Raw genomic sequence first — 25,677 nt, forward strand, 5'->3', positions numbered from 1 at the left:
CATATAATGATGAAAAGCACAAGGATGGTGTCATAGACATGGCGATTCGTATTATCGTTAAAGAACCGGATGAGGTTCTTCATAAAAAGGCAAAGGAAGTTACCAAAATTACGCCGAACGTTCAAAAGCTCCTGGACGATATGGCCGATACCATGTACGATGCGGAAGGCGTTGGATTAGCTGCACCGCAGGTCGGCATTCTGAAGCGTCTGATCGTGATTGATGCCGGTGACGAGCACGGTTTGATCAAAATGATCAATCCGGAGATCGTGGAGAGCGAAGGCGAGCAATTCGGACCGGAGGGCTGCCTGAGCATTCCGGGATGGAACGGGGATGTCCGCCGTGCGGAGAAAGTGACGGTTAAGGGGCTTGATCGTGAAGGCAAAGAGCTTATCATTACGGGTACCGGGCTGCTTGCGAGAGCGTTTCAGCATGAAATCGATCATCTGAACGGGGTGCTGTTTACGGAAATCGCTGATCGGGTGTATGAGTATGTTCCGGAACAGCCGAGAAAAGAGCTGGAGAATCGATGAATATTGTATTTATGGGCACCCCGGCCTTTGCAGTACCCAGCCTGGAAATGTTGATTGCAGAAGGTTATTCTATAGCTGCCGTCGTTACGCAGCCTGACCGTCCGCAAGGGCGTAAGAAAGTGCTGACCCCAACACCGGTTAAGGAAGCCGCTCTTCGTCACGGCATCCCGGTTCTGCAGCCTCAGAGGCTGCGGAATCCGGAAGCCGTGGCCGAGCTGGCCCGATATAAGCCTGATTTGATCGTCACGGCCGCCTATGGCCAAATCCTGCCAAAATCAGTGCTGGATATGCCGTCACTTGGCTGTCTTAATGTCCACGGCTCGCTGCTCCCCGCTTATCGGGGAGGAGCTCCGATTCAGCGCAGCATCATCAACGGAGAATCCGTAACAGGCATCACCCTGATGTATATGGCTGAGGGGCTCGACACGGGGGACATGATCGCACGGACCGAGGTTCCCATTGAAGATGACGATACGGCCGGAACGATGTTCGAGAAGCTGAGCCAAGCCGGTGCGGAGCTGCTGATGCGGGAGCTGCCGCGGCTCGTGAAGGGCAAGGTGGAGGCCGAGCCTCAGGATGAAACGAAGGCAACATATGCTCCGAACCTGACCCGGGATGACGAGAAGATCGACTGGAATCGCACTTCCCGCGAAATTTACAATCAAATTCGCGGTCTGGTTCCTTTCTCCGGTGGATTTACGCTGTGGAACGGGGAAGTGTTCAAAGTATGGGCAGCGGCTAAGCCGGACAGCGCTCAGAAGCCATCTGGCGATGCACAGCCCGGAACCGTGCTGGAGCTGCATGAGAAGGGGATCGTCGTGAAAACAGGCGACGGCGCGCTGACGCTGCTTACGGTTCAACCCAGCGGCAAGAAGGCAATGGATGCAGCGCAATTCGTGCGCGGGACGAGCCTGACGGCCGGGACGGTGTTGACGTGAGCGGGAACCGCAGCCCGAATGGGCGTCAGGACTCCCCGAGAGAGCTGGCGATGAATGTATTAACACAGGTTGAGCAGGAGGGGGCGTACAGCAATCTTCTGCTCAACACCGCCTTGCAGAAGTCCTCGCTTGCGAAGAGCGACGCTGGACTTGCTACAGAGCTGATCTATGGCACGATCTCGCGACTGAACACGCTCGATTATTTTTTGGACAAGTTTGTCAATAAAGGGGTACAGAAGCTGCAGCCGTGGGTAAGGGCACTGCTTCGCATCAGTCTGTATCAGGTCGTATATCTGGATCGGATTCCGGATCACGCGGTTGTCAGCGAGGCCGTTAATCTGGCGAAGCGCCGCGGGCATCAAGGGATTTCCGGTATGGTGAACGGGGTGCTTCGGAATATTTTGCGTCAGAAGGAAAGCTTGGCGATCCCTGAGAATATGCCGGCGGCCCAGCGCATTTCTCTGCTGCATTCCCATCCGCAGTGGCTGGTGGAGCGCTGGATATCCCAGTACGGGATCGAGACGACAGAGGCAATCTGTGCCGCGAACAATGAACCGCCGGCTGTCAGCGTTAGGGTGAACACCACGATGATCAGCCGGGAGGACATGCTGGCATTAATGAGCAGCCACGGCCTCGATGCCACCCCTTCGTCGCTTAGCCCCTATGGGATTGTCGTAAAAGGAGCGGGCAATATGGCCTTGACCGATTGGTATCGGGACGGGATGATCTCGATCCAGGATGAAAGCTCCATGCTGGTCGCCGAGGCTGTCAAGCCAGAGGCGGGAATGCGGGTGCTGGATTGCTGCGCAGCCCCGGGCGGGAAAAGTGCCCACATGGGCGAGCTGATGAAGGATGAAGGCAGCATTGTTGCCAACGACATCCATGCCCATAAAGGCAAGCTGATATCGGATCAGGCCAGCCGTTTGGGACTGGACAGCATTTCGATCGTGACTGGTGACGCGCTGGATTTGGTTGACCGCTTCGAGCCTGCGTCTTTTGACCGAATTTTGCTGGATGCTCCATGCTCGGGCCTTGGCGTAATCCGTCGCAAGCCTGATCTGAAGTGGGGCAAGTCACAGGAGGACATACATGAAATTGCGGCGCTTCAGCTAAGGCTGCTGGAGTCGGTCTCCACCTTGCTTCGTCCCGGAGGACTCTTGGTGTACAGCACGTGTACGATTGAGCCGCTGGAGAATGAAGGCGTTGTATCTGCTTTTCTGGAAGGCCATTCCGAGTTTGACATCCCGAAAGACGGTCTTGGAGCCTTAAGCCGGCTGGAAGAGAAATCGCTTCAGCGTGGAGGCGGGATTCAAATTCTGCCCCAGCACTATCATAGTGACGGCTTTTACATTGCAAGACTCGGCAGACGCCCCTCTTAGGGTGTCCGCCGCCATGACTATAGTCGTATCCCGCCAATGCCGGCGGGTTTTCCTCTTTTACCGTCTCTTTTATTTATGTTAGAATAGGAAGAATGAAAAAAGAGATGCATATGAATGTAATAGGGAGAGTTCGGAAGAATGCTGACTGGACTTCCTCTAAATTAGACAGGTGTGGTGAGAATGAAACCTTTTATATATGATTATTCACTGGAAGAGCTTCAAGCATGGGCTCAAGAGAATGGGGAACCGGCGTTTCGCGGAACCCAGATCTATGACTGGCTGTACGTAAAGCGGGTGAACGACTTTGCGGAAATGACGAATCTGTCCAAGGAGCTTCGGACGAAGCTGGAGCAGGAGTTCAGTTTTGTTACCCTGACGGAAATCACCAAGCTGGAGTCAAAGGACGGAACGGTCAAGTTTCTGTTCGGTCTGCATGATGACCATGCGATCGAGACCGTCATCATGAGGCACAATTACGGCAACAGCATCTGCGTTACAACGCAGGTAGGCTGCCGCATCGGATGTACGTTCTGTGCATCCACACTGGGTGGCTTGAAGCGGAATCTGACCTCCGGCGAGATTGTTGCCCAGGTGGTTCAGGCGCAGAAGATTCTCGATAAAACGGGAGAACGTGTCGGCAGCATCGTGATCATGGGCTCAGGCGAACCGTTTGAGAACTATGAAGCGACCATGAAGTTTCTGCGCACGATGATCCATGAAAAAGGCTTGAATATCGGCCAGCGCCACATTACCGTTTCGACGAGTGGCATTGTGCCTAACATCTATAAATTCACGGAAGAGGATACCCAGATTAATCTGGCCATCTCCATCCATGCACCGAACGATAAGCTGCGCTCCAAGTTAATGCCTGTTAACCGCCGGTTCCCGTTTGATGACGTGATAGAGTCGCTTCGTTATTACCAAGCAAAAACCGGACGGCGCATTACGTTTGAATACGCCTTGATCGGCGGCGTAAACGATCAGGTTGAGCATGCCGAAGAGCTTGCGGATGTCATTAAGGATATGAACTGCTTCGTCAATCTGATTCCGGTTAACCATGTGCCGGAACGGAAATATGTTCGCACATCGCGTAACGATATTTTCAAATTTCAACGTGCGTTAGCAGACAAGGGGGTCAATGTGACCATCCGTCGTGAACAAGGCCATGATATAGCTGCCGCTTGCGGTCAGCTGCGGGCCAAGCATATGGAGTTGGGGTGAGAAGATTTGATCAAGACGGTTCATGTAAGCCATGTGGGACGCGTTCGTCCTGTTAATGAAGATTCGGTATTTGTTAGCACACTGGAGCATGGCTATACCTTGGGTGTGGTTGCTGACGGTATGGGAGGTCACCTTGCGGGTGACACCGCCAGCAGGCTTGCGGTAGATACCGTAGCCGAGGATTTGTCTTCTTTGGAACAGGACATGTCCATGGAAAGTATTCGGGCTGCGCTTGGTGATGCCATATTGCATGCCAATGCCGTTATCTATCGTGAAGCCTCGGCTGATGAGCGGCTTCACAATATGGGCACGACGATTGTAGCGGTGCTGCTGCGAGGTTCCGAAGGTTATATCGGACATATCGGGGATAGCAGGGCTTACAAAGTCGTTCCCGGACAAGTGATTCGACTCACAGATGACCACACATTGGTCAATGAGCTTTTTAAGAGTGGTCAGATTACGGAAGATCAACTGGAAACCCATCCCCGGAAAAATGTATTAAGCCGGGCACTTGGAACGGATGTGGATGTGACGGTTGAGCTAACACCGGTTACGATCGGAGAAGGCGAAGTGCTGCTGCTCTGCAGTGACGGGCTCAGCAACCGGGTCAGCCGCGAGCTGATCGGTCAGATTTCCGGTTCACTTGACCTTCCTCTGGAAGAAAGAGCGGATCGCCTGCTTCAACTGGCACTTCTTGCTGGCGGTGAGGACAACATCACGGTCGCAATGTTTGAACATCAAGAAGAAGTTGTCGGGCAACGTATAAAGGGGTGGGATTCATGATCGGACATGAATTGGCTGGTCGTTATAAAATTATAGAACGCATCGGTGGCGGTGGCATGGCGCTGGTCTACAAGGCTCAGGATATTTTGCTGAACCGGAATGTAGCGATCAAAGTGCTGCGCCAGCAGTTTGTGCACGACGAGGAATTTATTCGCCGTTTCCGGCGTGAGGCACAATCAGCGGCTTCGTTGTCGCATTCCAACGTGGTCAGCATCTATGATGTGGGCCAAGAGGAAGAAGTGCATTACATCGTCATGGAATATATCGAAGGTCAGAATTTGAATGAAATTATAAAAGAACGGGCACCGCTGCAGGTGGAAGAAGCTGTACGGATTGCTATCCAGATCTGCGATGCACTGGGGCACGCCCATCATAACCAGATCATTCACCGGGATATTAAACCGCATAATATTCTGATTGGCCGGAATGGGAGGGTCAAAGTAACCGACTTTGGCATTGCCAGGGCGGTCACGTCGACAACCATTACGCAAACAGGCTCTGTTGTGGGCTCTGTGCATTATTTTTCGCCGGAGCACGCCAAGGGCGTTGTTACTGGCGAGAAATCGGATTTATACTCACTTGGTATTGTGTTATATCAAATGCTCACGGCCCGTCTTCCATTTTTGGGCGAGAGCCCGATTAGTGTAGCTCTGAAACATCTCCAGGAGGAGTTTGATGAACCTAGAGAAGTGAACCCGCTCATTCCTCAAAGCGTGGAGAACATCATCCTGAAGTCCATGCGCAAAAACCCGGAGGAGCGTTACCAGTCTGCGGAAGAAATGATGGACGATCTCGAGACGTGCTTGATGCCGATGCGACTCAACGAACCGAAGATGGAGTTCGAGGACGATGCCGATTCAACCCTGGTCATGCCGGCGCTCAAAACGATGCAGCGCAGCAGCCAGCATCACCATGACCCGGACGACGACTCGGATGACGAGGAGTTTGAGGAAAAGCCGACCGGTAAACCGAAGAAAAAATGGGTCAAGCCGACCATCATCATCGGTTCGGTGCTCCTGTTCCTCGGCATCATGGTAGGTGTCATCATGTATGTGAACAACATGCTGGAGGTACCTGAGGTTAAAGTGCCCCCAGTTGTAGGCATGACGGAAGAGGAAGCGATCCGCGAGCTTGAGGCCCAAGGTTTGACGGTGGATGAGGAAGTGATCCGGAAATATAAACCGGATGTCGAAGAAGGCATTGTGTTTGCCCAGGACAAGGAACCAGAGACCATGCTGAAGAAGGGTTCACCGGTTCAATTGTCGGTTGGGGATAAGGAGCCGCTTAAAGAAATGCCGGATCTCTCGGGTAAGACGTTTGATCAGGCAGTTGAGATACTGAAAAATATGGGTATTAAGGATAACGCTATTAAGCAGTCCTCTGAAAACAATGATAATGTACCTGTCGGTCAGATCTATGATCAGAGTCCTTCCGCGACCACCCAAATTGATCCTGAACAGGTGGAGGTCCGAGTCACGATCAGTAAAGGTAAGTTAACGGTCAATATGCCGAGCGTGATTGGAATGGATAAAGACAAAGCGGTCGCTACCATCGAATCCTTCGGCCTTACGGTTGGAGCGATAAAGGAGAAATCCAGCTTTGAAGTGAAGAAGGGCGAAGTAATGGAGCAATGGCCTTATGAGCCTAATGCGCAGGTACCGCCTAACTCCAAAATCACGCTGTTCGTCAGCTCCGGCTATCCTTCGGATGCGCTTGAGTATAATTACAGTGTACCGGTCTCACCAAGCATGGAGGGACAAGAAAGCAAAATTCGGGTCGTTTTCACCGATGCGCTGGGAGAAAACCAGGAAGCTGTGAACAAGGTCATTACAACCTCGGAAATGGTACCTGTTAAGCTGCTGCTGGCTCCCGACAAGCATGCAACGGTCATGATCTTCCGTGACGGTCGCCAAGTGGATACGTACAGCGTAAGTTACAGCGATGTCAAGAATGGCACCGTGCCGCAGCCGACCTTTGAACAACCGCCTGTTGAACCTGATGTACCTGTCGACACTAATCCGGATGAAGGAAGTGGCGAGGAAGGTTCGAATGAGGAAGATGATGCTGCTTACCATTGGGACAACGGGAACAATGGAAACGGCAAGGGCAAAGATAAAGATAAAGATAACCATTAGAAACAAGTTGTGAGCACACTAAATTTCAACAAGAAAGGTGAGGCCTATTATATGCTAGAGGGACTGATCGTGAAGGCACTAAGCGGATATTATTATGTCAAACCAATGCAGGATGGCAACATTATATCCGGGGAGGACCCAGCGGTTCAATGCAGAGCCCGCGGCATTTTCAAAAAGAAAGGTATCTCTCCGCTCGTTGGAGATCACGTGATGTATTCATTGACTGAAAATGGGGAAGGGACCGTGGACGAAATTCTTCCACGGTCTTCCCAATTAATTCGCCCGCCTGTCGCGAACGTCGACCTGGCGGTGCTGTTGTTTTCGGTCAAAGAACCGAATCTGAGCCTGCATTTGTTGGACAAGTTTCTGGTACATATTGAGCATGAGAGCCTTGAGGCATTGATCTGTCTGACGAAGCAGGATCTTGTGGACGCCTCCGACGGTGTACTGGAGCAGGTGAAGCGCCAGTATGAAGAGATTGGTTATGAAGTGCTGATTACCAGCTCTCTGCAAGGGATCGGGACCGAAGAGGTGAAGAAACGCCTGGCCGGTCGAATCAGTGTCTTCTCCGGTCAATCCGGTGTCGGGAAATCCTCCCTGCTGAATGCGTTGATGCCAGGCCTCTCGCTGGAGACGAGTGAAATTAGTCTGCGTCTTGGCCGCGGTCGACATACGACACGCCATGTGGAGCTGATTGAACTTGATAACGGAGGGTATGTAGCCGATACACCCGGCTTTAGCCAGCTGGATTTTCTAGAGCTGGGTGTCGAGGAGTTATCGACCTGTTTCAGAGAATTTGCTCCTTATGCTGCGGAATGTAAATTCAGAGGCTGCAGTCATCTGCAGGAGCCGGGCTGCCGGGTGATCCAAGCCAAAGAGGATGGAATCATCCTGGCTAGCCGTTATGAGCATTATGTGGAGTTTTATACAGAGATGAAAGACAAGAAACGGAGGTACTGAATGATGATTAAAATTGCGCCATCCATATTGTCAGCGGATTTTGCGAAGCTGGGACAAGAAATTAAGGAAGCCGAGGCTGGCGGAGCCGACTGGATTCATGTGGACGTCATGGACGGACACTTTGTACCTAATATTACGCTGGGACCGCCGATCGTCCAAGCCATCAGACCCCATACGAACCTGCTGCTTGACGTACACTTGATGATTGAACAGCCTGAGCTGTATATTGCGGACTTTGTCAAGGCTGGAGCCGATCTGATCACCGTTCATGCCGAGACCTGCCCGCATCTTCATCGAGTCATCCATCTGATCAAAGAGTTAGGCGTGAAGGCCGGCGTCGCGATCAATCCGGCTACGCCAGCCCATGTCCTTCAGGAAGTGCTGCCTGACTTGGATTTGGTGCTGGTGATGACCGTGAACCCGGGGTTTGGCGGACAGGCATTTATCGAGCGGACTGTAAACAAGATCTCACAGCTGCGTGAATGGATTTCAAACTCCGACTACCCGAATATCCATATTGAAGTGGATGGCGGCATTACAGCGGAGACAGCGCCGCTTGTGGTGGAAGCGGGAGCGGATGTCCTGGTTGCGGGCAGCGCCGTATTCGGCAAGCCGGATCGCGCGGCAGCCATTGCAGTAATCCGTGACAGTGTATCATCTTGACCAGAACGTGAGCAACGGGATGCATAGGGCGCGGGGTTCCCGCATAAATATGGTTACATGAGCTGGGTTCTCATGTAGCCTTTTTTGTCTGTGTTCACATCTATGGGCTTGGTGCATAACATAATCTAGGAAGGCATGAGAATGATGGGGAGGGTGAGACATGAAATTCTATACGTTCAAGCTGCCGAAGTTTTTGGGAGGTTTTGTGAAGGCCATCTTAAATACGTTTCACAAGAGCTGACAGCTTGTCCCGGCGTAACAAAACCTCCGCCTGGGACTGACGCCGCCTAGCCGGTTCTGGGGAAAGAGGCAAGAACACTCCGATAGAGCGCGCATGGAGGACATACCGCATCAGTGTGCGGAGGTTTTTCTTGCGGTATAAGAAAGCCATAATGTGCGGGAGTTCTCCTTCGCTTTCTTATATCAAAAGAAGAGTGTCTAGCGACGTACTTATCAAGGACAGACTGCGTTCGACCGGAAGTTTTTCTTGCGATATAAGAAAGCGGAAGTTTTGCTCTTTCATTTTTCTTATATCTAAATAAAAAAAGCACCTGCTAACTGCTTAGGGTGCTTTTTGTTTAGAAGGAGAATATGTATCTAAACGCAAGAAAAACTTCCTTGTCCCGGATCGCCCACAAATGGTGCCTGGAGATTAAGAAGTTTTTCTTCATATAACACAAGATGATTATACGCGAGTCACTTTACCGGATTTCAAAGCGCGAGTGCTGACGTATACACGTTTTGGCTTGCCATCCACCAAAATGCGAACCTTTTGAACGTTGACACCCCAAGAACGCTTGTTGTGATTGTTAGCGTGAGAAACATGGTTACCACTGCTTGGTTTCTTGCCAGTTACATAACATTTGCGAGCCATTTATTACACCTCCTTGTTCCTAACCCTGCATGAAACAATACTTAAATATAATATCACAGTAAAAATTGCTCCGTCAACTGTCTTAAAAACATTTATTTCTCTTTGCCATTATAGTACAATGTTGATTAGTCCATAATATTTCCGAAGAAATAGTTCGTGGGCTTGTCGGCATGGCTCTCAAAAGGCTTGGGAACCGCCGGAAAGCGTAGAGGACGAGAGGATAGCCCATCATAGATTTATAATCCATTAATCATGGTAAGTCTTTTATTTACTGCTTGGGCATTTCGTCAGCTATAAGCTATGAAATAGATATGAAATTTACAACAAGAAGTGTTATGGGTATCAAGCCAGGAAGGGGAATTCTCATTGAGTAAGCGTTCTTTGAATGGAACAGAATTTACCGCGATGGTCCTAGCCGGAGCGGAGCAGCTGCAGCAGCATGCAGAACACGTCAATTCCCTGAATGTATTCCCGGTGCCGGACGGCGACACGGGGACCAACATGAATTTGACGATGACTGCAGGTGTGGCAGAACTGAAGAGTAAGTACTCGGAGTCCGTCGGGCATAGTGCCGGTGTGCTGTCCAAGGGGCTTCTGATGGGAGCCAGAGGGAACTCGGGGGTTATTCTGTCCCAGCTGTTCCGTGGTTTCAGCCGATATGCTGCACCTTATACAGAACTAAATTCTCATCAATTCGCCGCAGCACTGCAGACAGGCGTAGAAGCTGCGTATAAAGCTGTCGTGAAGCCTGTTGAAGGTACCATCCTTACCGTAGCTAAAGAAGCGGCCAAGCATGCGGTCTATTTCTCCCGCCGCAACAACGATATCGTGGAATTGATGGAGCAGGTGTTGGCCAAAGCCAAAGAAACACTGTCCCAGACGCCGGATATGCTTCCTGTTCTGAAGCAGGTTGGCGTCGTGGACTCGGGTGGCCAGGGCCTGGTTTACATTTATGAAGGTTTCTTGCAGGCGCTAAGAAAAGACGCTCCGTCCGGTTCGTTTGCTGTTGCCGAAGGACAAGCTGAACAGAGCAACACGGCATCGGCCTTTCAAGCAGTCCCTGACTTCTCGGCGGTTCAAGCTCCGGCTTCTGCCCAGTCCAGACTGTCCACAGAGGATATTGAATTTTTATATGACATGGAATTCTTTATTAATCGGCAGCTCGGAGAAGGAACGAACGCAGACTTTGATGAAGATAAGTTCCGGAAAGCGCTTGCAGTGAATGGTGATTCCATCATTGTCATCGCCGATGACGAGACCATCAAAGTTCATGTGCATTCCAAGGCTCCGGGCGAAGTGTTGAATTTGGCGCTAATGTATGGAGAGATCACTCAGATTCATATATTGAATATGCGCGAGCAGCACCGTGATTTGCTGACAACGGGAATGGATATCGCACCGATGCCTGAGTTATTTGCGGATATTCCGGCAGAGACCGTGACACCGGAAGCTCCGGCTGTTCCTCCGGCAGACGAGATCGCACCGTACGGTTTCATTGCGGTATCGTCAGGGGAAGGGATATCCGACATATTCAAAAGCCTGGGCGTTGACGTCGTTCTCTCCGGAGGACAGACGATGAACCCGAGCACCGAGGATTTTGTCAATGCGATTACTTCGATCTCGGCGCAGCAGATTTACATCCTGCCGAATAACTCCAACATCGTGCTGGCTGCCCAGCAGGCGAGAGAGCTTCTCGAAGGCGAGCGCAGCGTAACGGTTATTCCGAGCAAGACGATTCCGCAGGGGATCGCGGCAGCATTTGCTTTCGAGGAAGACGAGAATGCGGATACGAATACCGACAATATGCTGAATGCGATCACTCGTGTGCAATCGGGGCAGGTAACCTATGCCGTTCGGGACACAACGATCGATGATCTCGAGATCAAGGCTGGCCAGTTCATCGGTATTCGCAATTCCAATATCGTTGCAGCAAACGCGGATCTGATTACGACCTCCCAGGATTTGCTGAGTAAAATGCTGGAATCCGGGGATGAAATCGTGACTCTGCTAACCGGCGCGGACGCAACCGAGGAATCGACTAACGCACTCACGGAGTGGCTTGGTGAGCAGTACCCTAACGCAGAGGTTGAGGTACACTACGGCGGGCAGCCGATCTATTCCTATCTGTTCTCAGTGGAGTCTTGATATACAACGCTTTGACATTATGCAGGGTACATTTATAGGAGGGGTTCCGGTGAATAAGACCGTTATTGTGACAGACAGCACAGCGGATATTCCGGCAGACCTGGCGAAGCAACACAACATTCATATTGTGCCGCTGAAACTCATGTTCGGGGAAGATTCGTATTTGGACGGAGTCGAAATCACGCCGGGAGAGTTCTACAAAAGGCTGGTTGAGTCGCCACAGCTTCCGACGACCTCTCAGCCTTCACCCGCAGATTTTGCGGCTGCGTATGAGTCCATCTTGGAACAGCACCCAGGCTGCTCCATTGTGTCGATTCACATCTCATCCGGCATGAGCGGGACGTATCAGTCCGCGTTGCTTGCCACCTCTCTCATCGAAGGAGAAGCGGATATAACCGTGTGGGATTCCAAATCGGCCTCCTATGGTTTCGGATTATTCGTGGTCCATGCAGCGAAGCTCGCACAAGAAGGAGCCGCTGTTTCTGATATTATTTCGTCACTCGAAGACCTTCGTTCCAAGCGCCGTCTCTACTTCTTGGTAGACACGCTGGAATATTTGCAGAAGGGCGGACGGATCGGTAAGGCTTCGGCTGTGCTGGGCACGCTGCTTAACATTAAGCCGATCTTGTCCATTGATGGCGAAGGAATCATATTTCCGGTAGACAAGGTCCGCGGTCGCAAGAAAGCGACGGCGAAAATGATTGAACTGTTTCAACAGGATCTAACCGGTGTGAAAAATATTAAAGTGGCTGTGGGTCATACAGCTGACCCTGCTCAGGTTGAGGATTTTTTGCAGCAGCTGTCCGCTGTGTTTACGATTGAGGAAACCGTATATTCCGAGATCGGTCCGGTTGTCGGTACGCACGTTGGACCGGGAACCATTGCAGCATATATATGGCCTGCTTAAGTGAGGTAGATGATATGAGTCTCAAACTCGATCAAATATCCGTCAGACAGATCAACGGCGTGAGCGCCCTGAAAGAGGGGGAGCTTCACGCCTTTGGCGTCTCTACGGTCAAGGATCTTTTGGAGTATTACCCCTTCCGGTATGAGGATTACCGGCTCCGTTCCCTAAGTGAAGTCAAGGACGGGGACAAAATCACCATTCAAGCCAAGATAGCCAGCGTACCAGTACTGCAGCGCTATGGGCGTAAATCCCGTCTCACCTGCAAAATGCTGGCCGAAAACTGGATGTTCACCGCAACCTGGTTTAACCGGCATTTTCTGAAGGACCAGCTTACGGCTGGCCGGGAGATCGTGCTGACAGGCAAGTGGGATCAGCGCAGAATGCAGCTTACGGTGTCCGAATCCGAATTCCCGGATAAGGGAGCCTTCCGCAGCGGGACGCTGCAGCCGGTGTATTCCATCGGCGGTAAGATCACGCAATCGTGGATCCGAAAAACAATGGGACAGGCATTGGAGCAATACGGGGAGATGATCCCCGAGATTTTACCGCAATCCCTGCTTAGGAAATATGATCTGATGCCCCGTAAAGCGGCAATCATGACGATCCATCAGCCTGTCGACTCCCGGGAAGGTCAGGAAGGGCGGCGCCGGATGGTGTATGAAGAGCTCTTCTTGTTTCAGTTGAAAATGCAGGCGTTCCGGGCGCTGAACCGGAGTCGAATGGACGGTGTTGTACATACGGCTGACAATGCAACGATCCGGGAGTTCGTGCGCAGCTTCCCTTTTGAGCTCACGGATGCGCAGAAGAAGGTGGAGCTGGAGATTTTGCATGATATGCGCTCCCCTTACTGCATGAACCGTTTGCTTCAAGGGGATGTCGGCTCGGGGAAAACGATTGTTGCCGCCGTCGCTCTGTTTACAACAGTGCGCTCAGGCTTTCAAGGGGCCTTGATGGTGCCGACAGAGATTCTCGCCGAACAGCATATGCGTTCGCTGCAGAAGCTGTTTGAACCCTTTGGCATTACCGTTGGCCTGTTGACAGGCAGTGTCACGGGTAAGAAGCGCAAAGACCTGCTGGCTTCCTTACAGATGGGGTTGACGGACGTTGTCGTGGGCACCCATGCTCTCATTCAGGATGATGTATACTTCCGGGAGCTGGGACTCGTCGTGACGGATGAACAGCACCGTTTTGGCGTGAATCAGCGAAGCGTACTCCGCCGTAAAGGCTATAACCCGGATGTGCTCACGATGACGGCGACGCCGATTCCACGAACGCTGGCGATTACCGCCTTCGGGGATATGGATGTATCCACGCTGTCGGAGCGTCCGAAAGGCCGTATTCCCATTACGACCTATTGGGTCAAACATGAACTCATGGACCGTGTGCTCGGATTTATTTCCCGGGAAGTAAATCAAGGACGTCAGGCATATCTGATTGCTCCTTTGATTGAAGAATCGGACAAGCTGGACGTACAGAATGCGATTGATTTGCATGTCCAGATGCAGCAGGCCTTTCCTACGTATGCTGTGGGGCTGCTGCACGGCCGTATGACGCCTGCCGAGAAGGATGAGGTCATGCGTCAATTCTACAGCAATGAGGTCCAACTGCTGATTTCCACGACGGTTGTTGAGGTTGGCGTCGATGTGCCGAATGCCACGCTGATGATCATTATGGACGCCGATCGCTTCGGTCTGTCCCAGCTGCACCAGCTTCGGGGCCGTGTAGGCCGCGGGCAGCATGCATCCTACTGCGTCCTTGTGGCCGATCCGAAATCGGAAGTGGGCCAGGAGCGGATGCAGGTGATGACCGAAACCGAGGACGGCTTCGAGGTATCCCGGAGGGATTTGGAGCTTCGGGGCCCTGGCGACTTTTTCGGTACGAAGCAGAGCGGACTACCGGAGTTCCGACTGGCCGACATGGTCGCCGACTTCAAAGTAGTGGAAGAGGCTAGGGGCGATGCAGCGGCCCTTGTCAGCGACAGTTCCTTCTGGACGTCTCCTGAATATGAGCCATTGCGCGACTTTCTTCAGCAGGAGAAGATCTTCCAGGGCGATATCATGGACTAATAACATGAATCTGTTAGCACAATGGACAGACCTTCGTCATATACTCAAAAAAGGTAGCAGCATTTATGACTGGAGGTGCTTCAACATTGAGTTATCAGCAGTACGGGATTAGTCCGCAGCTGGTAGAACGAATCAAGCGAAAAATGAAAAACCCGGCAGTCAAGGAAAGAATCAAAGGGCTGACTCAGGGTTTAACCAAGGCAGATCTTCAAAATAGCGCAAAAGTGCATCAAATGATCCGGACGGCCAGCGGCATCTTGAATGAAAAGCTGAGCTCCACGCAGGAGCAGCAAATGGTTCAGTTTGTGCTTGCACAGCGCATCGATCCGAACAACACCTTCCATTTGATCAAGCTGTGGGGGATGTTTCGATAACAATTGGATGACATCAAGGAATTACTTTGCATAGAAGAAGCCCCTCTCGGGAGTGTTTTTTCCTTATGAGCAGGGGCTTTTGATTTCGCGTATGCAGGGATGCAACATTCCTGGCGGACTCCCGTAAAAGGAATCCCTTAGTTTGTGGTCAACGGATTTAGCTGCCTGTAATAGAACGGATGCAATCTTCCGTGTCATTTTTAACGGAATTTACGGTTGTGCTAACCGGAATGGCTTGCATGTCCTCCGCGGGGTAAGGCCTCAGAAGCTTTTTGAGGGATTGCAGGAGGGAGGGGCTACCTTCATGGGTATGGGAAGACGTCTGCCGTTCAAGCCATAGCGCTTCGTCTGCGGGCCTCAGAATGACCGGCATCCGGTTATGGATCGGAGCCATGAGTTGATTGGGTTCGGTTGTAATGACGGTGCAGGTGCTAAGCTTATCTCCGCTTGGGGTAATCCAGGTATCATACAGACCTGCCATGCTGAATACTTCGCCGTTCTTCAAGCTGATGCGATAGGGCTGCTTGCCATTGCCGTTTTTTTGCCATTCGTAAAAACCGTCTGCAGGAATTAGGCATCTTTTCCGATAAAAGGGCATCCTATAGGCAGGCTTGGCTTCCAGCGTTTCACTACGCGCATTGATCATTTTGGCTCCGGCCGAGGCATCCTTGGCCCAGGATGGGACAAGCCCCCATTGCAGCTGACCGATCCGATTGGTGCTGCCGTCGTTGATAATAGCCGTGACCATCTGTGTAGGCGCGATGTTGTACCGGGGAATATGAAAGGGAGAGACCGATTCGGGATCGATGAGATACCTGGTTATCAGTTCTTCCCAAGTGACCGTGAGTGTAAAGCGTCCGCACATCGTTTCAAGCCTCCTGTCATTTGCTGTCGCTAAGATTTGAATATAGCGTCTAATTAAGACTTTTATCGAGTTCAGAAATAAATTGCTAGTACATTTGTGTTTGAGTATATCAAATATAACGTAACTAACCAAAAGGGCTTAGCGCATAGCCAGGCCAAGCATCATGAATGGAGGATTTTTTGTGTTTGATTTAAAAGCTAACGGTACCTCGGTTAAGACAGAAGTTGTTGCCGGGGCCACGACGTTTTTCACGATGGCGTATGTGACTGTTGTGAATCCGCTGATTCTGTCGCAAGCGGGTGTGCCTTTTGAGCAGAGCTTCACGGCTACTATTATTGCCGCTGTGATTGGTACACTGCTGATGGGGCTCGTAGCCCGTTATCCGATCGCTGTAGCACCGGGGATGGGCTTGAATGCCTACTTCACCTATTCCGTCGTTCAGGGACATGCCGGACTTGGGTATATTGAAGCTTTCTCAGCCGTTTTTATAGCCGGTATTCTGTTTCTGGTATTATCGATGACATCCCTGCGGCGCAGGCTGATTGAGATGATCCCGGCCAATTTGAAGCATGCGATCACGGTCGGAATCGGCTTGTTTATTGCTTTTATCGGATTGCGGATGAGCGGCATCATTACAGCGCATCCGGACAATCTGGTAGCGCTCGGTGATCTGCACCAGCCATCGGTTGTGCTCGCCTTGGTAGGACTTGCGGTTACGCTTGTGCTGCTGTCGCGCGATGTGAAGGGTGCCTTGTTTATCGGAATGATTATTACCGGGATTATCGCTTATTTTGCCGATATGCTGTCTTTTACGAACGGGATTATGTCGCTTCCCACGCTGCCGGAAGGCATTCTGGTATGGAACCCGATTACCGCTGCCTCGGATGTGATCAGTCATGGACTCTATGCCGTTGTGTTTTCGTTCCTCCTGGTGACACTGTTTGATACCACAGGTACGGTAGTTGGTGTGGCAGAACAGGCAGGGCTTATGAAGGATAACAAGCTGCCTCGTGCGGATCGTGCCATGTTCTCCGATTCGGTGGCAACTGTGGCAGGATCTATGGTCGGTACAAGCCCGACCACCGCTTATGTTGAATCTGCAGCCGGTGTTGGCGCAGGCGGTCGGACAGGATTAACGGCGGTCGTCGTTGCCGCATTGTTTGTGGTTGCTGCCTTCTTCAGCCCGCTGATCGGCGCGGTTTCCGGATTATCCGCCATCACCGCACCTTCGCTCATCGTAGTGGGTTGCCTGATGCTAAGCAACGTTCAGCACATCCGGTGGAATGATTTTGATGAAGCGTTCCCCGCGTTTCTCGTGATCTTGACCATGCCGCTTACGTCCAGCATCGCGACTGGGATCGCGCTCGGTTTTATCTCATATCCGCTGATGAAAATCGTGAAGGGCAAGTGGAAGGCGGTTCACCCGCTGATGTATATTTTTGCTGTGCTGTTCGTACTGCAGCTTGTCTTTGTCCCGCATTGATTCAGGAGCATTAGAAGCATGCCAAAACCCCTGCCAAGGTCTAAGCAGACCCGGCAGGGGATTTTTGGCATGCCGATAAACCCTCGTATGAGCTTGAACATTGTTTGTGACGGATCGAGAAAATGCTGCAACGGCTCCTGATTGTTAATTCTCGTCCGGTTAAAGGGACATGCCTTCTTATGGCCGTGCAGATGCACAGAGCTTAGCGAGTTCGGCTCCATACGTCCGCGTACCTCGTGACGAGGCCGTGCTCGTCAACCTCCAGATCCGCTTGATAGGCCCCATGGTTACTCTCATAACGGTAGGTGTACTCGCCCGTACGCGTGTATTGTTGGGGAAGCGGGGCGATGGTTAGACTCGGGAACTGAATCCAGACTGCCGTCATGGACGCACTCTCCCCAGGCTCCAGCTTCAAGCGCCGGATCGGCAGCGTGTTGGTGGATGGGGTAATCCCGAGATCAATGTCGTTCATTCCGGCAAATGCCGTGAGCTCGGTATCGCCGCTCCACCAGCAGCCGTCGTCATCCCGCTCCAGGTGAAGGGACCGTTCCTCCGTGCCGCTTGTGAGCTTAATCTTTACCCTCCGGGTCTGCCAGCTGCTGGTGGTTTCAACCTCATAGGAGCAGTGGAGCTGCCGGCCTTCCAGGCTGGCTACGACCGTTCCGGTGAGCGTAAATCCTTCATGATGCTGATAGAGCCGTCCATGCTCCAGGGAAGGAAGATCGTGCCTGTTCCATAGCAGCGATTGCAGAAGCTGACCAGGGCTTGTGGTCTTTTGTCCGAGGGGCTGCATGTCTGCTTCAGCATGGATATAGTCGTTCAAAGTGAGATCACGTCCTTTGTCAAACAAGAGTATGAATAGATGGTACACCTCTATATTATATAACGAACATATGTTTGTTATAAAGCGATAAATACCGTGTGTGATAACCGAAGATAAATCGGGGACTTCCACACAAGATGCTTATTCCATATATGGACGCAAAATCGTTTGTGAAGTAATATGTAAAGATCATATACTAATCCGGCAGTATTTTTCATCAAGAGTAGGGGTGCAGCGGTCATAAACATGCCTAAACAACGCATCAAAATAAGTCTAGCCATGCTCATGCCTGCGCTGGTTTCCTTATCCATTCTCATGACGATGTCCATTATGATCTACATTCAGTATAAAAATGAGAAACGATCCCTATACAACAATACCATGTCGCTTAATTTATCCTCCGCACAAAAAATGGCGGTTACCATTGAAGCGCTTTTCTCAGGGATGCGCCAAAGTCTTCGCGCCTCTGCCAACAACCCGGCAATTGAGGCTAGTGCGACATCCGATGAGAAGGAGTTGCAGGTCATTTTTGATCTTATGCTTCAGAGCAGCCCTTACTTCAACTCCGTATTTTGGGCCGATCAAACGGGTACCATTCGCGTGGTTTCTCCTGTGGGAAACAATTTGAATCCGGCCCGATTAAAAACGGTGGGGACCACGGAGGCGCTAAAGGAGAGAAAGTCCTACATATCGGCACCGTATAGAAGCCCTACCGGCCGCTGGATTGTTCTTGCGAGTGAGCCGATTTTTGACAGCTCCGGCAAGTATCACGGGATGATTGCCGGCACGATCTACCTGGAAGAAAACAATATATTGCATCGGATTTTCGGAAGCGGCGCGGGGAATATCGAAGACTCATACTCGTATATCGTTGATTCCGGCGGGAAGCTGCTCTATCATCTGGATAAAAGCCGGGTAGGGGAGGACGTAAGCTCTAATAGCGTGGTGCAGCGGCTCATGAGCGGCGAGAGTGGTATGAAACGTGTCATGAATACGCAAGGTGAAGATTACTTAACAGGGTACGCCAGTGTTTCGATGAATGGCTGGGGGATTGTCATGCAGACATCGGTTAGTTCCATTCTGGCCGATGTCAATCGCAACTTGCAGGACCAGCTGAGAAGTATGCTTTTTCCGATCGTGATCATGCTCGTCATTGCCGCATATATGGCTGCAAGAATTGCCGCTCCATTTACCCAGCTGTATAAATTAACAAAAGCGGTAGCAGCCGGCCAAACGGTGTCATCCGAGGAGTTCCGGCCGCATTGGAATCGGGAAGCTGATCAATTGAACCAGATTATGGGGGCAGCTGCCGAAACGCTTGCCAAACAGGCCTATTCGTTACAGCAGGAAGCCAGCACGGATCCATAGACAGGGCTGACCAATCGCAGAGAACTGGAACGCTGCCTTGACTCGTGGGATATGCTTGGGGATCCGTATGCTGTTTTAATGCTGGACATCGACCATTTTAAGAACGTTAACGATACATATGGCCACCAAACCGGCGACCAAGTCCTGAAACTGGTAGCAGTGGTCATGAGCGATTGTGTTCCTGAGGGTGCAGTCTGCTCCCGTTTTGGCGGGGAGGAGTTTGTCATTCTTCTTCGCAAGCATCGTATGGATGAAGCCTACCAAATGGCTGAGCGGATACGCAACGCGATTCTGATGTCCAAAACCCCGTACTCCCTAACACTTACCGTATTGATCGGCGTATCCTTATATCCTGAACATGGCAAAAGCCGCGAAGGTGTATTCCTGGCAGCGGATATGGCGTTATACCAGGCGAAGGCCGAAGGCCGTAACCGGACGATTGCGGCAGAGATATCGGCGTAATAGTATAAGGCATTGGTATGGTAAAGTTCCCTGTTGGATGAAGCTGCCGATGAGATGACTCCTGAATTCATCCAGGGGTCATCATGTGAATAAGGGTTGAAGGAAGCCCAGCCGACCAATGGGCCGCATCATTGATGCTTGACGTGTCAATGATGGCTTGCTACAATCAACACATCAAAATAATTTGATGGAAAGTTGTGGTGACAACATGAGGGTCTCTATTATACAAGATGACGTATTAAGCCTGTATGAACAGAAATTTAAAGCGTTATCCGATAAGAATCGCTTAAGAATCATCTATGAATTGAACCAGCGAGGGAAAGTGTGTGTATGTGACCTCACCGCCTTGCTGGATCTTCCTCAATCGAAACTGTCTTACCATCTAAAAATGTTGCTGGATGCAAATATTATATTGATGGAACGCATCGGAAAATGGAACTATTATGAGCTTAACGATGAAGAGGTTAAGGGACTGTTATCCGAGAAGCTGTGCTGCGTTTTTTATCCGAATTCAAAAACATAATTTTTTAACTAATTCATCAAGAAAAGTTGATGATTATAAATGTTTCTATTAGGAGGGCTTATGTATGAAAAACATTGAATTTAAGGTGGCTTCAACTTCCTGCTGTACACCCCAAGTGCCGACAATTGCTGAGGATAAAGTGAAGGAAGAGTATGTTCGGTATAACGGCACCCATCCAGTCGCTATTATCGGTGGCGGACCCATTGGCTTGGCAGCAGCAGCTCATTTGGCCGAAAGAGGGCAACAATTCATTCTATTTGAAGCCGGACCTAGTATAGGTCAAAACATCCTGCAATGGGGACATGTACGACTTTTTTCACCATGGCAATATAACATTGATAAAGCAGCTGAGCGTCTTTTACTTAAGCATGGATGGCAGCTACCCGTCCTAAAGGAATTACCTTTTGGTCAAGAGATTGTTCATCAATATTTAGAGCCTTTAGCGAAATTGCCTGAACTGAATCCCTATATTATGTTGAATGCTAGAGTGGTTTCCATATCGAAAAAGAATGCTGATAAAATGAAATCTCCTAATCGTGCAGCTGCCCCGTTTGTACTTTATGTTGAAAGAAACGGCAATACCGAACGTTTTCAAGCCCGGGCAGTGATTGATGCCTCCGGAACGTGGGCACATTCGAATCCGCTGCATGCTGATGGGATATGGACTCGTGAAGAGCGTGATCTGAAAGATCGTATCTATTACGGCATTCCAGATTTATCTGCAGCAGAACAAAGGCAGAAGTACGCAGGGAAGCGTATCGCAGTAGTAGGAGGCGGTCACTCGGCAATAAATACATTACTGGATTTAGTGAACCTCAAAAAAAGCGATGCAAACACAGAGATTCTCTGGTTGATGAGAAAGGAAAACGTGGAGGAAGCGTACGGCGGGGAAGAGAACGATCAACTCGAGGCTCGTGGAGCCTTGGGAAGCCAGATTCATCAATGGATTGATGCTGAACAAATCCAAGTGGTTACTCCATATATGATCGAGGGGCTCTACCATAAGGATGGGAAAATAAACATCATAGGGACAATTCATGGTGAGGACAAGGAAATGCAAGGAATCGATGAAATAATCGTTAATACTGGAAGCCGGCCTGATTTTTCATTTCTAAGTGAGATCAGACTTAGCATTGATCCTGCAACCGAGAGTGTCGAGGCGCTAGCTCCACTAATTGATCCCAATGTTCACAGTTGCGGTACCGTGAGACCTCATGGCGAGAAAGAACTTCGTCATGTAGAGAAGAACTTTTATCTTGTTGGGATGAAGAGTTATGGCCGGGCTCCTACTTTCCTCATGGCAACAGGGTATGAGCAGGTGAGATCCATTGCCGCATATTTGGATGGCGATATGGAAGCTGCTATAAAAGTTGAATTAGAGCTGCCGGAGACGGGTGTATGTGGTATTAGCAGTGCCCCGAATGCCAACGATTGCTGCATGCCCACTGACTCATCTACTTCGAGATGCAACTAATATATATGAAGGGGGAATGAAAAACGGGTTCTCCCTGATATATCAATGAGTTGAGCTCTATCCACTTGTAATCAGGATCATTTCCCATTAACATATAAGCATTAGGTTATATGGGGATGATATCGCAAGATGTATTTTTTAGTAAAGGGATGAATCTGAATGGAGCATATGAACGAAATGGCCGAGAAACTCAAATTGCTTGGGGATAAAACAAGGCTTACCATGTTAACGCTCCTTAAGGAAAGAGAATGGTGCGTTTGCGAGTTCGTGGAAATTTTCGACATGTCACAGCCCGCAATCAGCCAGCACTTAAGAAAGCTTAAGTCTCAAGGCATCGTAAATGAGGCCAGACGAGGTCAATGGGTTTATTATTCATTGCATGTTGAGGATAAACCGTATCTTCAAGCAGTGTTGAATGAGATGCCAAGCGCTCAAGAAGTATTGTCATCGTTAAATAAGAAAATAAACTGTTCCTGCGATTAACCGGTAACCTGCCAGAAATATGCATAAGGTTCAAGGAGCTGAGAAAATCAATGTTCATTATATAAGAATATAATTATATATTGATTATGAGGGAAGTTTGACTGTATTCAAGTTCAACACGTCATTGGAGGGTTTGTACATTGGTTTCTGTTGTTTTAGCTAGCATCATTTTTTTAATTACATTGGTCTTTGTCATTTGGCAGCCTAAAAATCTGTCCATTGGATGGTCCGCTTGCGGAGGTGCTGTGCTGGCACTACTCGTTGGCGTCGTCGACTTTCAGGATGTGTGGGATGTCACCCAAATCGTATGGAATGCTACGCTTGCCTTTGTCGCGATTATTATTATTTCGCTGATCTTGGATAAAATCGGTTTATTCGAATGGGCTGCATTACATATGGCGAATGCCGCTCAAGGCAACGGTATCCGGATGTTTGTATATGTATCCGTACTTGGAGCTGTTGTCTCCGCATTTTTTGCAAATGACGGTGCCGCTCTGATCTTAACGCCGATTGTGCTTGCCATGGTGCGGGCGCTCCATTTCGACGAGAAGAAGGTATTCCCGTTTATCATCGCAAGCGGCTTTATTGCGGACACGACTTCACTCCCGCTTGTGGTCAGCAATCTGGTGAATATCGTCTCGGCCGATTTCTTTGGAATTTCGTTTACCGAATACGCAAGTCGTATGATTGTTCCCAATTTGTTCGCGTTAGTATCCAGTATCCTTGTGTTGTATTTGTTTTTCCGCAGAAGCATCCCGCGTAAGTTTGATGGGACCGAGCTTAAGAAACCGTCAACGGCAATACAAGACCCTGCCATGTTCCGTTTATCCTGGATCGTATTGAGTATGCTGCTGATCGGATACTTTGTGTGTGAATTTGTGGGGATTCCGGTTTCGATCGTGGCGGGAGTTATCGCGATTCTCTTTCTGCTGATGGCGAGAAAAAGTCCGGCAGTGCAAACCAAGGAAGTGCTCAAGGGTGCACCATGGGCGATCGTATTTTTCTCGATTGGCATGTATGTCGTGGTCTATGGCTTGCGTAATGCAGGTCTTACTGATCTTCTGGCTAGCGTCATACAGAGCATAGCGGATCAAGGTCTGTTTGCCGCAACCATGGGTATGGGCTTCATTGCTGCGATCATTTCTTCCATCATGAACAATATGCCGACAGTGATGATTGATGCGTTAGCGATCGATGCGACAAACACTACAGCTGCCATTCGAGAGGCGTTAATCTATGCGAATGTCATTGGTTCAGACTTAGGTCCCAAAATCACACCGATTGGTTCGCTGGCAACCCTGCTATGGCTGCATGTCCTTTCGACCAAAGGGGTGAAGATCAGCTGGGGGACTTACTTTAAGACAGGGATTATATTGACTATCCCGACATTGTTTATAACCCTCTTAGGTTTATATATTTGGTTAACCGTACTGTAATTCAAGCAATAAGGGAGAAAGGGAGAGGACCAATATGACGAAAAAGACGATGTACTTCTTGTGCACAGGCAACTCCTGTCGCAGCCAAATGGCCGAGGGATGGGCCAAAAAACATTTAGGTGATGATTGGCACGCCTACAGTGCCGGCATTGAAGCTCATGGCCTAAACCCGAATGCCGTCAAAGCGATGATTGAGGTTGGTATTGATATATCGAAACAAACTTCCGATATCATTGATCCGGAATTGTTAAATCAATCCGACCTGGTGGTTACCTTGTGCGGCGATGCAGCCGATCGTTGCCCGATGACGCCTCCGCATGTTCACCGAGAGCATTGGGGCTTTGACGATCCAGCCAAGGCACAGGGGACTGACGAAGAAAAATGGGCTGTTTTCCAGCGCGTTCGTGATCAAATCGGCGAGCGCATTCAACAATTCGCTGAAACCGGCGAATAATACGATAACATTATGCCGGGGTCCGAACCATAAAAGAATCCTTAAGAAGATATCGAAAACCTGCATCCCAATATACCAAGAACGCCCTTAACCGGGGCGTTCTTTTTTTGTCAACAACGTGAAGCGGATGGTCGGAAACTGAGCTCTAATGGAGGGTCACGGATCATGTGTAATTCTTTATCCTGTGCAATGGGATAGGTCTTGAACCTTGAACCTGTTCCAACATTAAATTCAGACACAAGAGGTGGATGATATTGTTCGTAGTATCCTTAAAGCACCGTTTGCTGGTATGGTCCTCATTTATCGGTATGTTCTTAGTATTGCTGGCTGGGGCGCTTGTAACTAAGACCGGTTCCGGCCTTGGGTGTGGCGATGATTGGCCGCTTTGCAACGGGAAATTCATCCCGGCTTATACACTGGAATCCATGATTGAATATTCGCACCGGATGATAACCGGCGTGGTCGGAATTCTGGTGCTTGCCACTTATATCGTGATCCGGAAACATTACCGGGGCCATAGGGAGGCGAGTTATTATGCTGGCGGTACCTTATTGTTCACCGTGATTCAAGCTCTAATGGGGGCCGCGGCTGTCATGTGGCCGCAGCAGCCGGCGGTCATGGCGCTTCATTTTGGAATCTCCTTGTTTGCGGTGGCCAGCAGTATGCTGCTCGTGGTATGGATGCGTGGACTCCATGGAGCACAGGATTATCGTACTAACGTTACGGTTCCGCCATCTATCCGCTTCTTGGGCTGGGGAATCTGGCTGTATAGCTGCGGAGTGGTATACCTCGGTGCCTATATCCGGCATACGGAGTCGGAGGCCGGCTGTATGGGCTGGCCGCTATGCAATGGCCAGGTCATACCGTATCTGGGCGGGGCTTCTGGCATTGTCTTTCTTCATCGGGTCGCTGCTGCGGTTTTACTCATATTGCTGATTCTTCTGCTCTTAGCTGTAAAAAATTATGAGACAAGGGTGCGTTCAACAGGTCTGACAACGCTGGCAGTCGGTCTCGATCTCGTGGTGCTGGCGCAGATTTTAAGCGGAGCGTGGCTGACACTCGCTATGAACAACAATAATGTCTATATTTTTGCAAGCCTTGTTCACAATGTGTTGGCGACCTTGCTCTTTGGCATGCTCTCGGTTTTTGCTATTCGTACGTGGAAGAGAAGATGAACGTATGTAACGTCAATTCTCCCATTTGTATGTGAAATTTGTTACAGAACCTTGAACTTGGCCTGTATTTTTAGTGAACGAACGGCTGGTGACACCGACTGTCTTGTCAACTAAAGTAAGTCAGGACAAGTGAGCAGAGATTGGAGCTGAATG

General features: G+C 50.1%; 25 protein-coding genes. 22 read left to right on the top strand and 3 right to left on the bottom strand.

What is annotated here, in order from left to right; genetic code table 11:
• Positions 1-38 precede the first annotated feature (38 nt).
• The 9 genes from def to spoVM all read left to right on the top strand — a co-directional run bounded on the left by def (position 39) and on the right by spoVM (position 8,853).
• Positions 39-533, top strand: coding sequence for a peptide deformylase (def, locus tag MHH48_RS10480; RefSeq protein WP_076320731.1), 495 nt, complete (start codon positions 39-41; stop codon positions 531-533).
• On the top strand, positions 530-1,471 hold the full coding sequence (gene fmt, locus MHH48_RS10485) for a methionyl-tRNA formyltransferase (protein ID WP_076320732.1): 942 nt from the start codon (positions 530-532) through the stop codon (positions 1,469-1,471). The genes def and fmt overlap by 4 nt, the downstream gene beginning before the upstream one ends.
• 50 nt (positions 1,472-1,521) lie before the next feature.
• A complete protein-coding gene (rsmB, locus tag MHH48_RS10490; RefSeq protein WP_340390700.1) occupies positions 1,522-2,850 on the top strand; it encodes a 16S rRNA (cytosine(967)-C(5))-methyltransferase RsmB in 1,329 nt (442 codons plus the stop codon).
• A gap of 180 nt (positions 2,851-3,030) precedes the next feature.
• Complete coding sequence (gene rlmN, locus MHH48_RS10495; protein ID WP_076320734.1) at positions 3,031-4,071, top strand: 23S rRNA (adenine(2503)-C(2))-methyltransferase RlmN; 1,041 nt, start codon at positions 3,031-3,033, stop codon at positions 4,069-4,071.
• Between the two features lie 6 nt (positions 4,072-4,077).
• Positions 4,078-4,854, top strand: coding sequence for a Stp1/IreP family PP2C-type Ser/Thr phosphatase (locus tag MHH48_RS10500; RefSeq protein WP_076320735.1), 777 nt, complete (start codon positions 4,078-4,080; stop codon positions 4,852-4,854).
• Positions 4,851-6,989, top strand: a complete 2,139-nt coding sequence (gene pknB, locus MHH48_RS10505) for a Stk1 family PASTA domain-containing Ser/Thr kinase (RefSeq protein WP_076320736.1) — start codon at positions 4,851-4,853, stop codon at positions 6,987-6,989. Before MHH48_RS10500 ends, pknB begins: the two co-directional genes overlap by 4 nt.
• A 51-nt stretch (positions 6,990-7,040) precedes the next feature.
• Positions 7,041-7,949, top strand: coding sequence for a ribosome small subunit-dependent GTPase A (gene rsgA / locus MHH48_RS10510; RefSeq protein WP_076320737.1), 909 nt, complete (start codon positions 7,041-7,043; stop codon positions 7,947-7,949).
• Positions 7,950-7,952: 3 nt separating this feature from the next.
• A complete protein-coding gene (gene rpe / locus MHH48_RS10515) occupies positions 7,953-8,612 on the top strand; it encodes a ribulose-phosphate 3-epimerase (RefSeq protein ID WP_076321308.1) in 660 nt (219 codons plus the stop codon).
• A 160-nt stretch (positions 8,613-8,772) separates the two neighbouring features.
• Positions 8,773-8,853, top strand: a complete 81-nt coding sequence (spoVM, locus tag MHH48_RS10520; protein ID WP_034273235.1) for a stage V sporulation protein SpoVM — start codon at positions 8,773-8,775, stop codon at positions 8,851-8,853.
• Between the two features lie 444 nt (positions 8,854-9,297).
• Here the strand turns inward: spoVM and rpmB are convergent, their stop codons facing one another.
• Positions 9,298-9,486 (bottom strand): 50S ribosomal protein L28, encoded by a 189-nt coding sequence (rpmB, locus tag MHH48_RS10525; RefSeq protein WP_006209230.1) that lies wholly within the window; start codon positions 9,484-9,486, stop codon positions 9,298-9,300.
• Between the two features lie 366 nt (positions 9,487-9,852).
• On the opposite strand from rpmB, the gene MHH48_RS10530 reads away from it, so the two are divergent.
• The 4 genes from MHH48_RS10530 to MHH48_RS10545 all read left to right on the top strand — a co-directional run bounded on the left by MHH48_RS10530 (position 9,853) and on the right by MHH48_RS10545 (position 14,978).
• On the top strand, positions 9,853-11,631 hold the full coding sequence (locus tag MHH48_RS10530; RefSeq protein ID WP_076320738.1) for a DAK2 domain-containing protein: 1,779 nt from the start codon (positions 9,853-9,855) through the stop codon (positions 11,629-11,631).
• 49 nt (positions 11,632-11,680) lie between these two features.
• Entirely contained in the window at positions 11,681-12,538 is an 858-nt protein-coding gene (locus MHH48_RS10535; RefSeq protein ID WP_076320739.1) for a DegV family protein, read from the top strand.
• A gap of 14 nt (positions 12,539-12,552) precedes the next feature.
• The gene (recG, locus tag MHH48_RS10540; RefSeq protein ID WP_076320740.1) at positions 12,553-14,604 is read left to right on the top strand and encodes an ATP-dependent DNA helicase RecG; all 2,052 of its coding nucleotides are present in this window, start codon (positions 12,553-12,555) and stop codon (positions 14,602-14,604) included.
• A gap of 86 nt (positions 14,605-14,690) precedes the next feature.
• Positions 14,691-14,978 (top strand): stage VI sporulation protein F, encoded by a 288-nt coding sequence (locus tag MHH48_RS10545; RefSeq protein ID WP_076320741.1) that lies wholly within the window; start codon positions 14,691-14,693, stop codon positions 14,976-14,978.
• 157 nt (positions 14,979-15,135) lie between these two features.
• Here the strand turns inward: MHH48_RS10545 and MHH48_RS10550 are convergent, their stop codons facing one another.
• Positions 15,136-15,843, bottom strand: coding sequence for an SOS response-associated peptidase (locus tag MHH48_RS10550; protein WP_076320742.1), 708 nt, complete (start codon positions 15,841-15,843; stop codon positions 15,136-15,138).
• A gap of 181 nt (positions 15,844-16,024) precedes the next feature.
• Between MHH48_RS10550 and MHH48_RS10555 the strand changes: the two genes are divergently transcribed.
• Complete coding sequence (locus tag MHH48_RS10555) at positions 16,025-17,326, top strand: NCS2 family permease (protein ID WP_076320743.1); 1,302 nt, start codon at positions 16,025-16,027, stop codon at positions 17,324-17,326.
• 202 nt (positions 17,327-17,528) lie between these two features.
• On the opposite strand, the gene MHH48_RS10560 is transcribed toward MHH48_RS10555, so the two are convergent.
• A complete protein-coding gene (locus tag MHH48_RS10560; RefSeq protein ID WP_076320744.1) occupies positions 17,529-18,149 on the bottom strand; it encodes a putative glycolipid-binding domain-containing protein in 621 nt (206 codons plus the stop codon).
• A gap of 246 nt (positions 18,150-18,395) precedes the next feature.
• Here MHH48_RS10560 and MHH48_RS10565 point away from each other — a divergent pair, with 246 nt between their 5' ends.
• From MHH48_RS10565 to MHH48_RS10600, 8 genes are all read left to right on the top strand, one after another.
• On the top strand, positions 18,396-19,517 hold the full coding sequence (locus MHH48_RS10565) for a cache domain-containing protein (protein WP_256720391.1): 1,122 nt from the start codon (positions 18,396-18,398) through the stop codon (positions 19,515-19,517).
• Positions 19,518-19,568: 51 nt separating this feature from the next.
• Entirely contained in the window at positions 19,569-19,979 is a 411-nt protein-coding gene (locus MHH48_RS10570; RefSeq protein WP_340390671.1) for a GGDEF domain-containing protein, read from the top strand.
• Positions 19,980-20,187: 208 nt separating this feature from the next.
• Positions 20,188-20,502 carry a metalloregulator ArsR/SmtB family transcription factor gene (locus tag MHH48_RS10575; RefSeq protein WP_076320745.1) on the top strand — a complete coding sequence of 105 codons (315 nt, stop codon included), beginning with the start codon at positions 20,188-20,190 and terminating at the stop codon, positions 20,500-20,502.
• A gap of 64 nt (positions 20,503-20,566) precedes the next feature.
• Positions 20,567-21,976: an FAD-dependent oxidoreductase gene (locus MHH48_RS10580; RefSeq protein ID WP_076320746.1), complete on the top strand. Its 1,410-nt coding sequence runs from the start codon at positions 20,567-20,569 to the stop codon at positions 21,974-21,976.
• 159 nt (positions 21,977-22,135) lie between these two features.
• Complete coding sequence (locus MHH48_RS10585) at positions 22,136-22,459, top strand: metalloregulator ArsR/SmtB family transcription factor (RefSeq protein ID WP_076320747.1); 324 nt, start codon at positions 22,136-22,138, stop codon at positions 22,457-22,459.
• Between the two features lie 140 nt (positions 22,460-22,599).
• Positions 22,600-23,895 (top strand): arsenic transporter, encoded by a 1,296-nt coding sequence (locus MHH48_RS10590; RefSeq protein WP_076320748.1) that lies wholly within the window; start codon positions 22,600-22,602, stop codon positions 23,893-23,895.
• Between the two features lie 34 nt (positions 23,896-23,929).
• Positions 23,930-24,349: an arsenate reductase (thioredoxin) gene (arsC, locus tag MHH48_RS10595; protein ID WP_076320749.1), complete on the top strand. Its 420-nt coding sequence runs from the start codon at positions 23,930-23,932 to the stop codon at positions 24,347-24,349.
• Positions 24,350-24,597: 248 nt separating this feature from the next.
• Complete coding sequence (locus MHH48_RS10600; protein ID WP_076320750.1) at positions 24,598-25,524, top strand: COX15/CtaA family protein; 927 nt, start codon at positions 24,598-24,600, stop codon at positions 25,522-25,524.
• Positions 25,525-25,677: the final 153 nt, after the last annotated feature.

It is taken from the genome of Paenibacillus sp. FSL F4-0100, assembly GCF_037993005.1.
In the GTDB taxonomy this organism is placed as follows: Bacteria; Bacillota; Bacilli; order Paenibacillales; family Paenibacillaceae; genus Paenibacillus_AQ.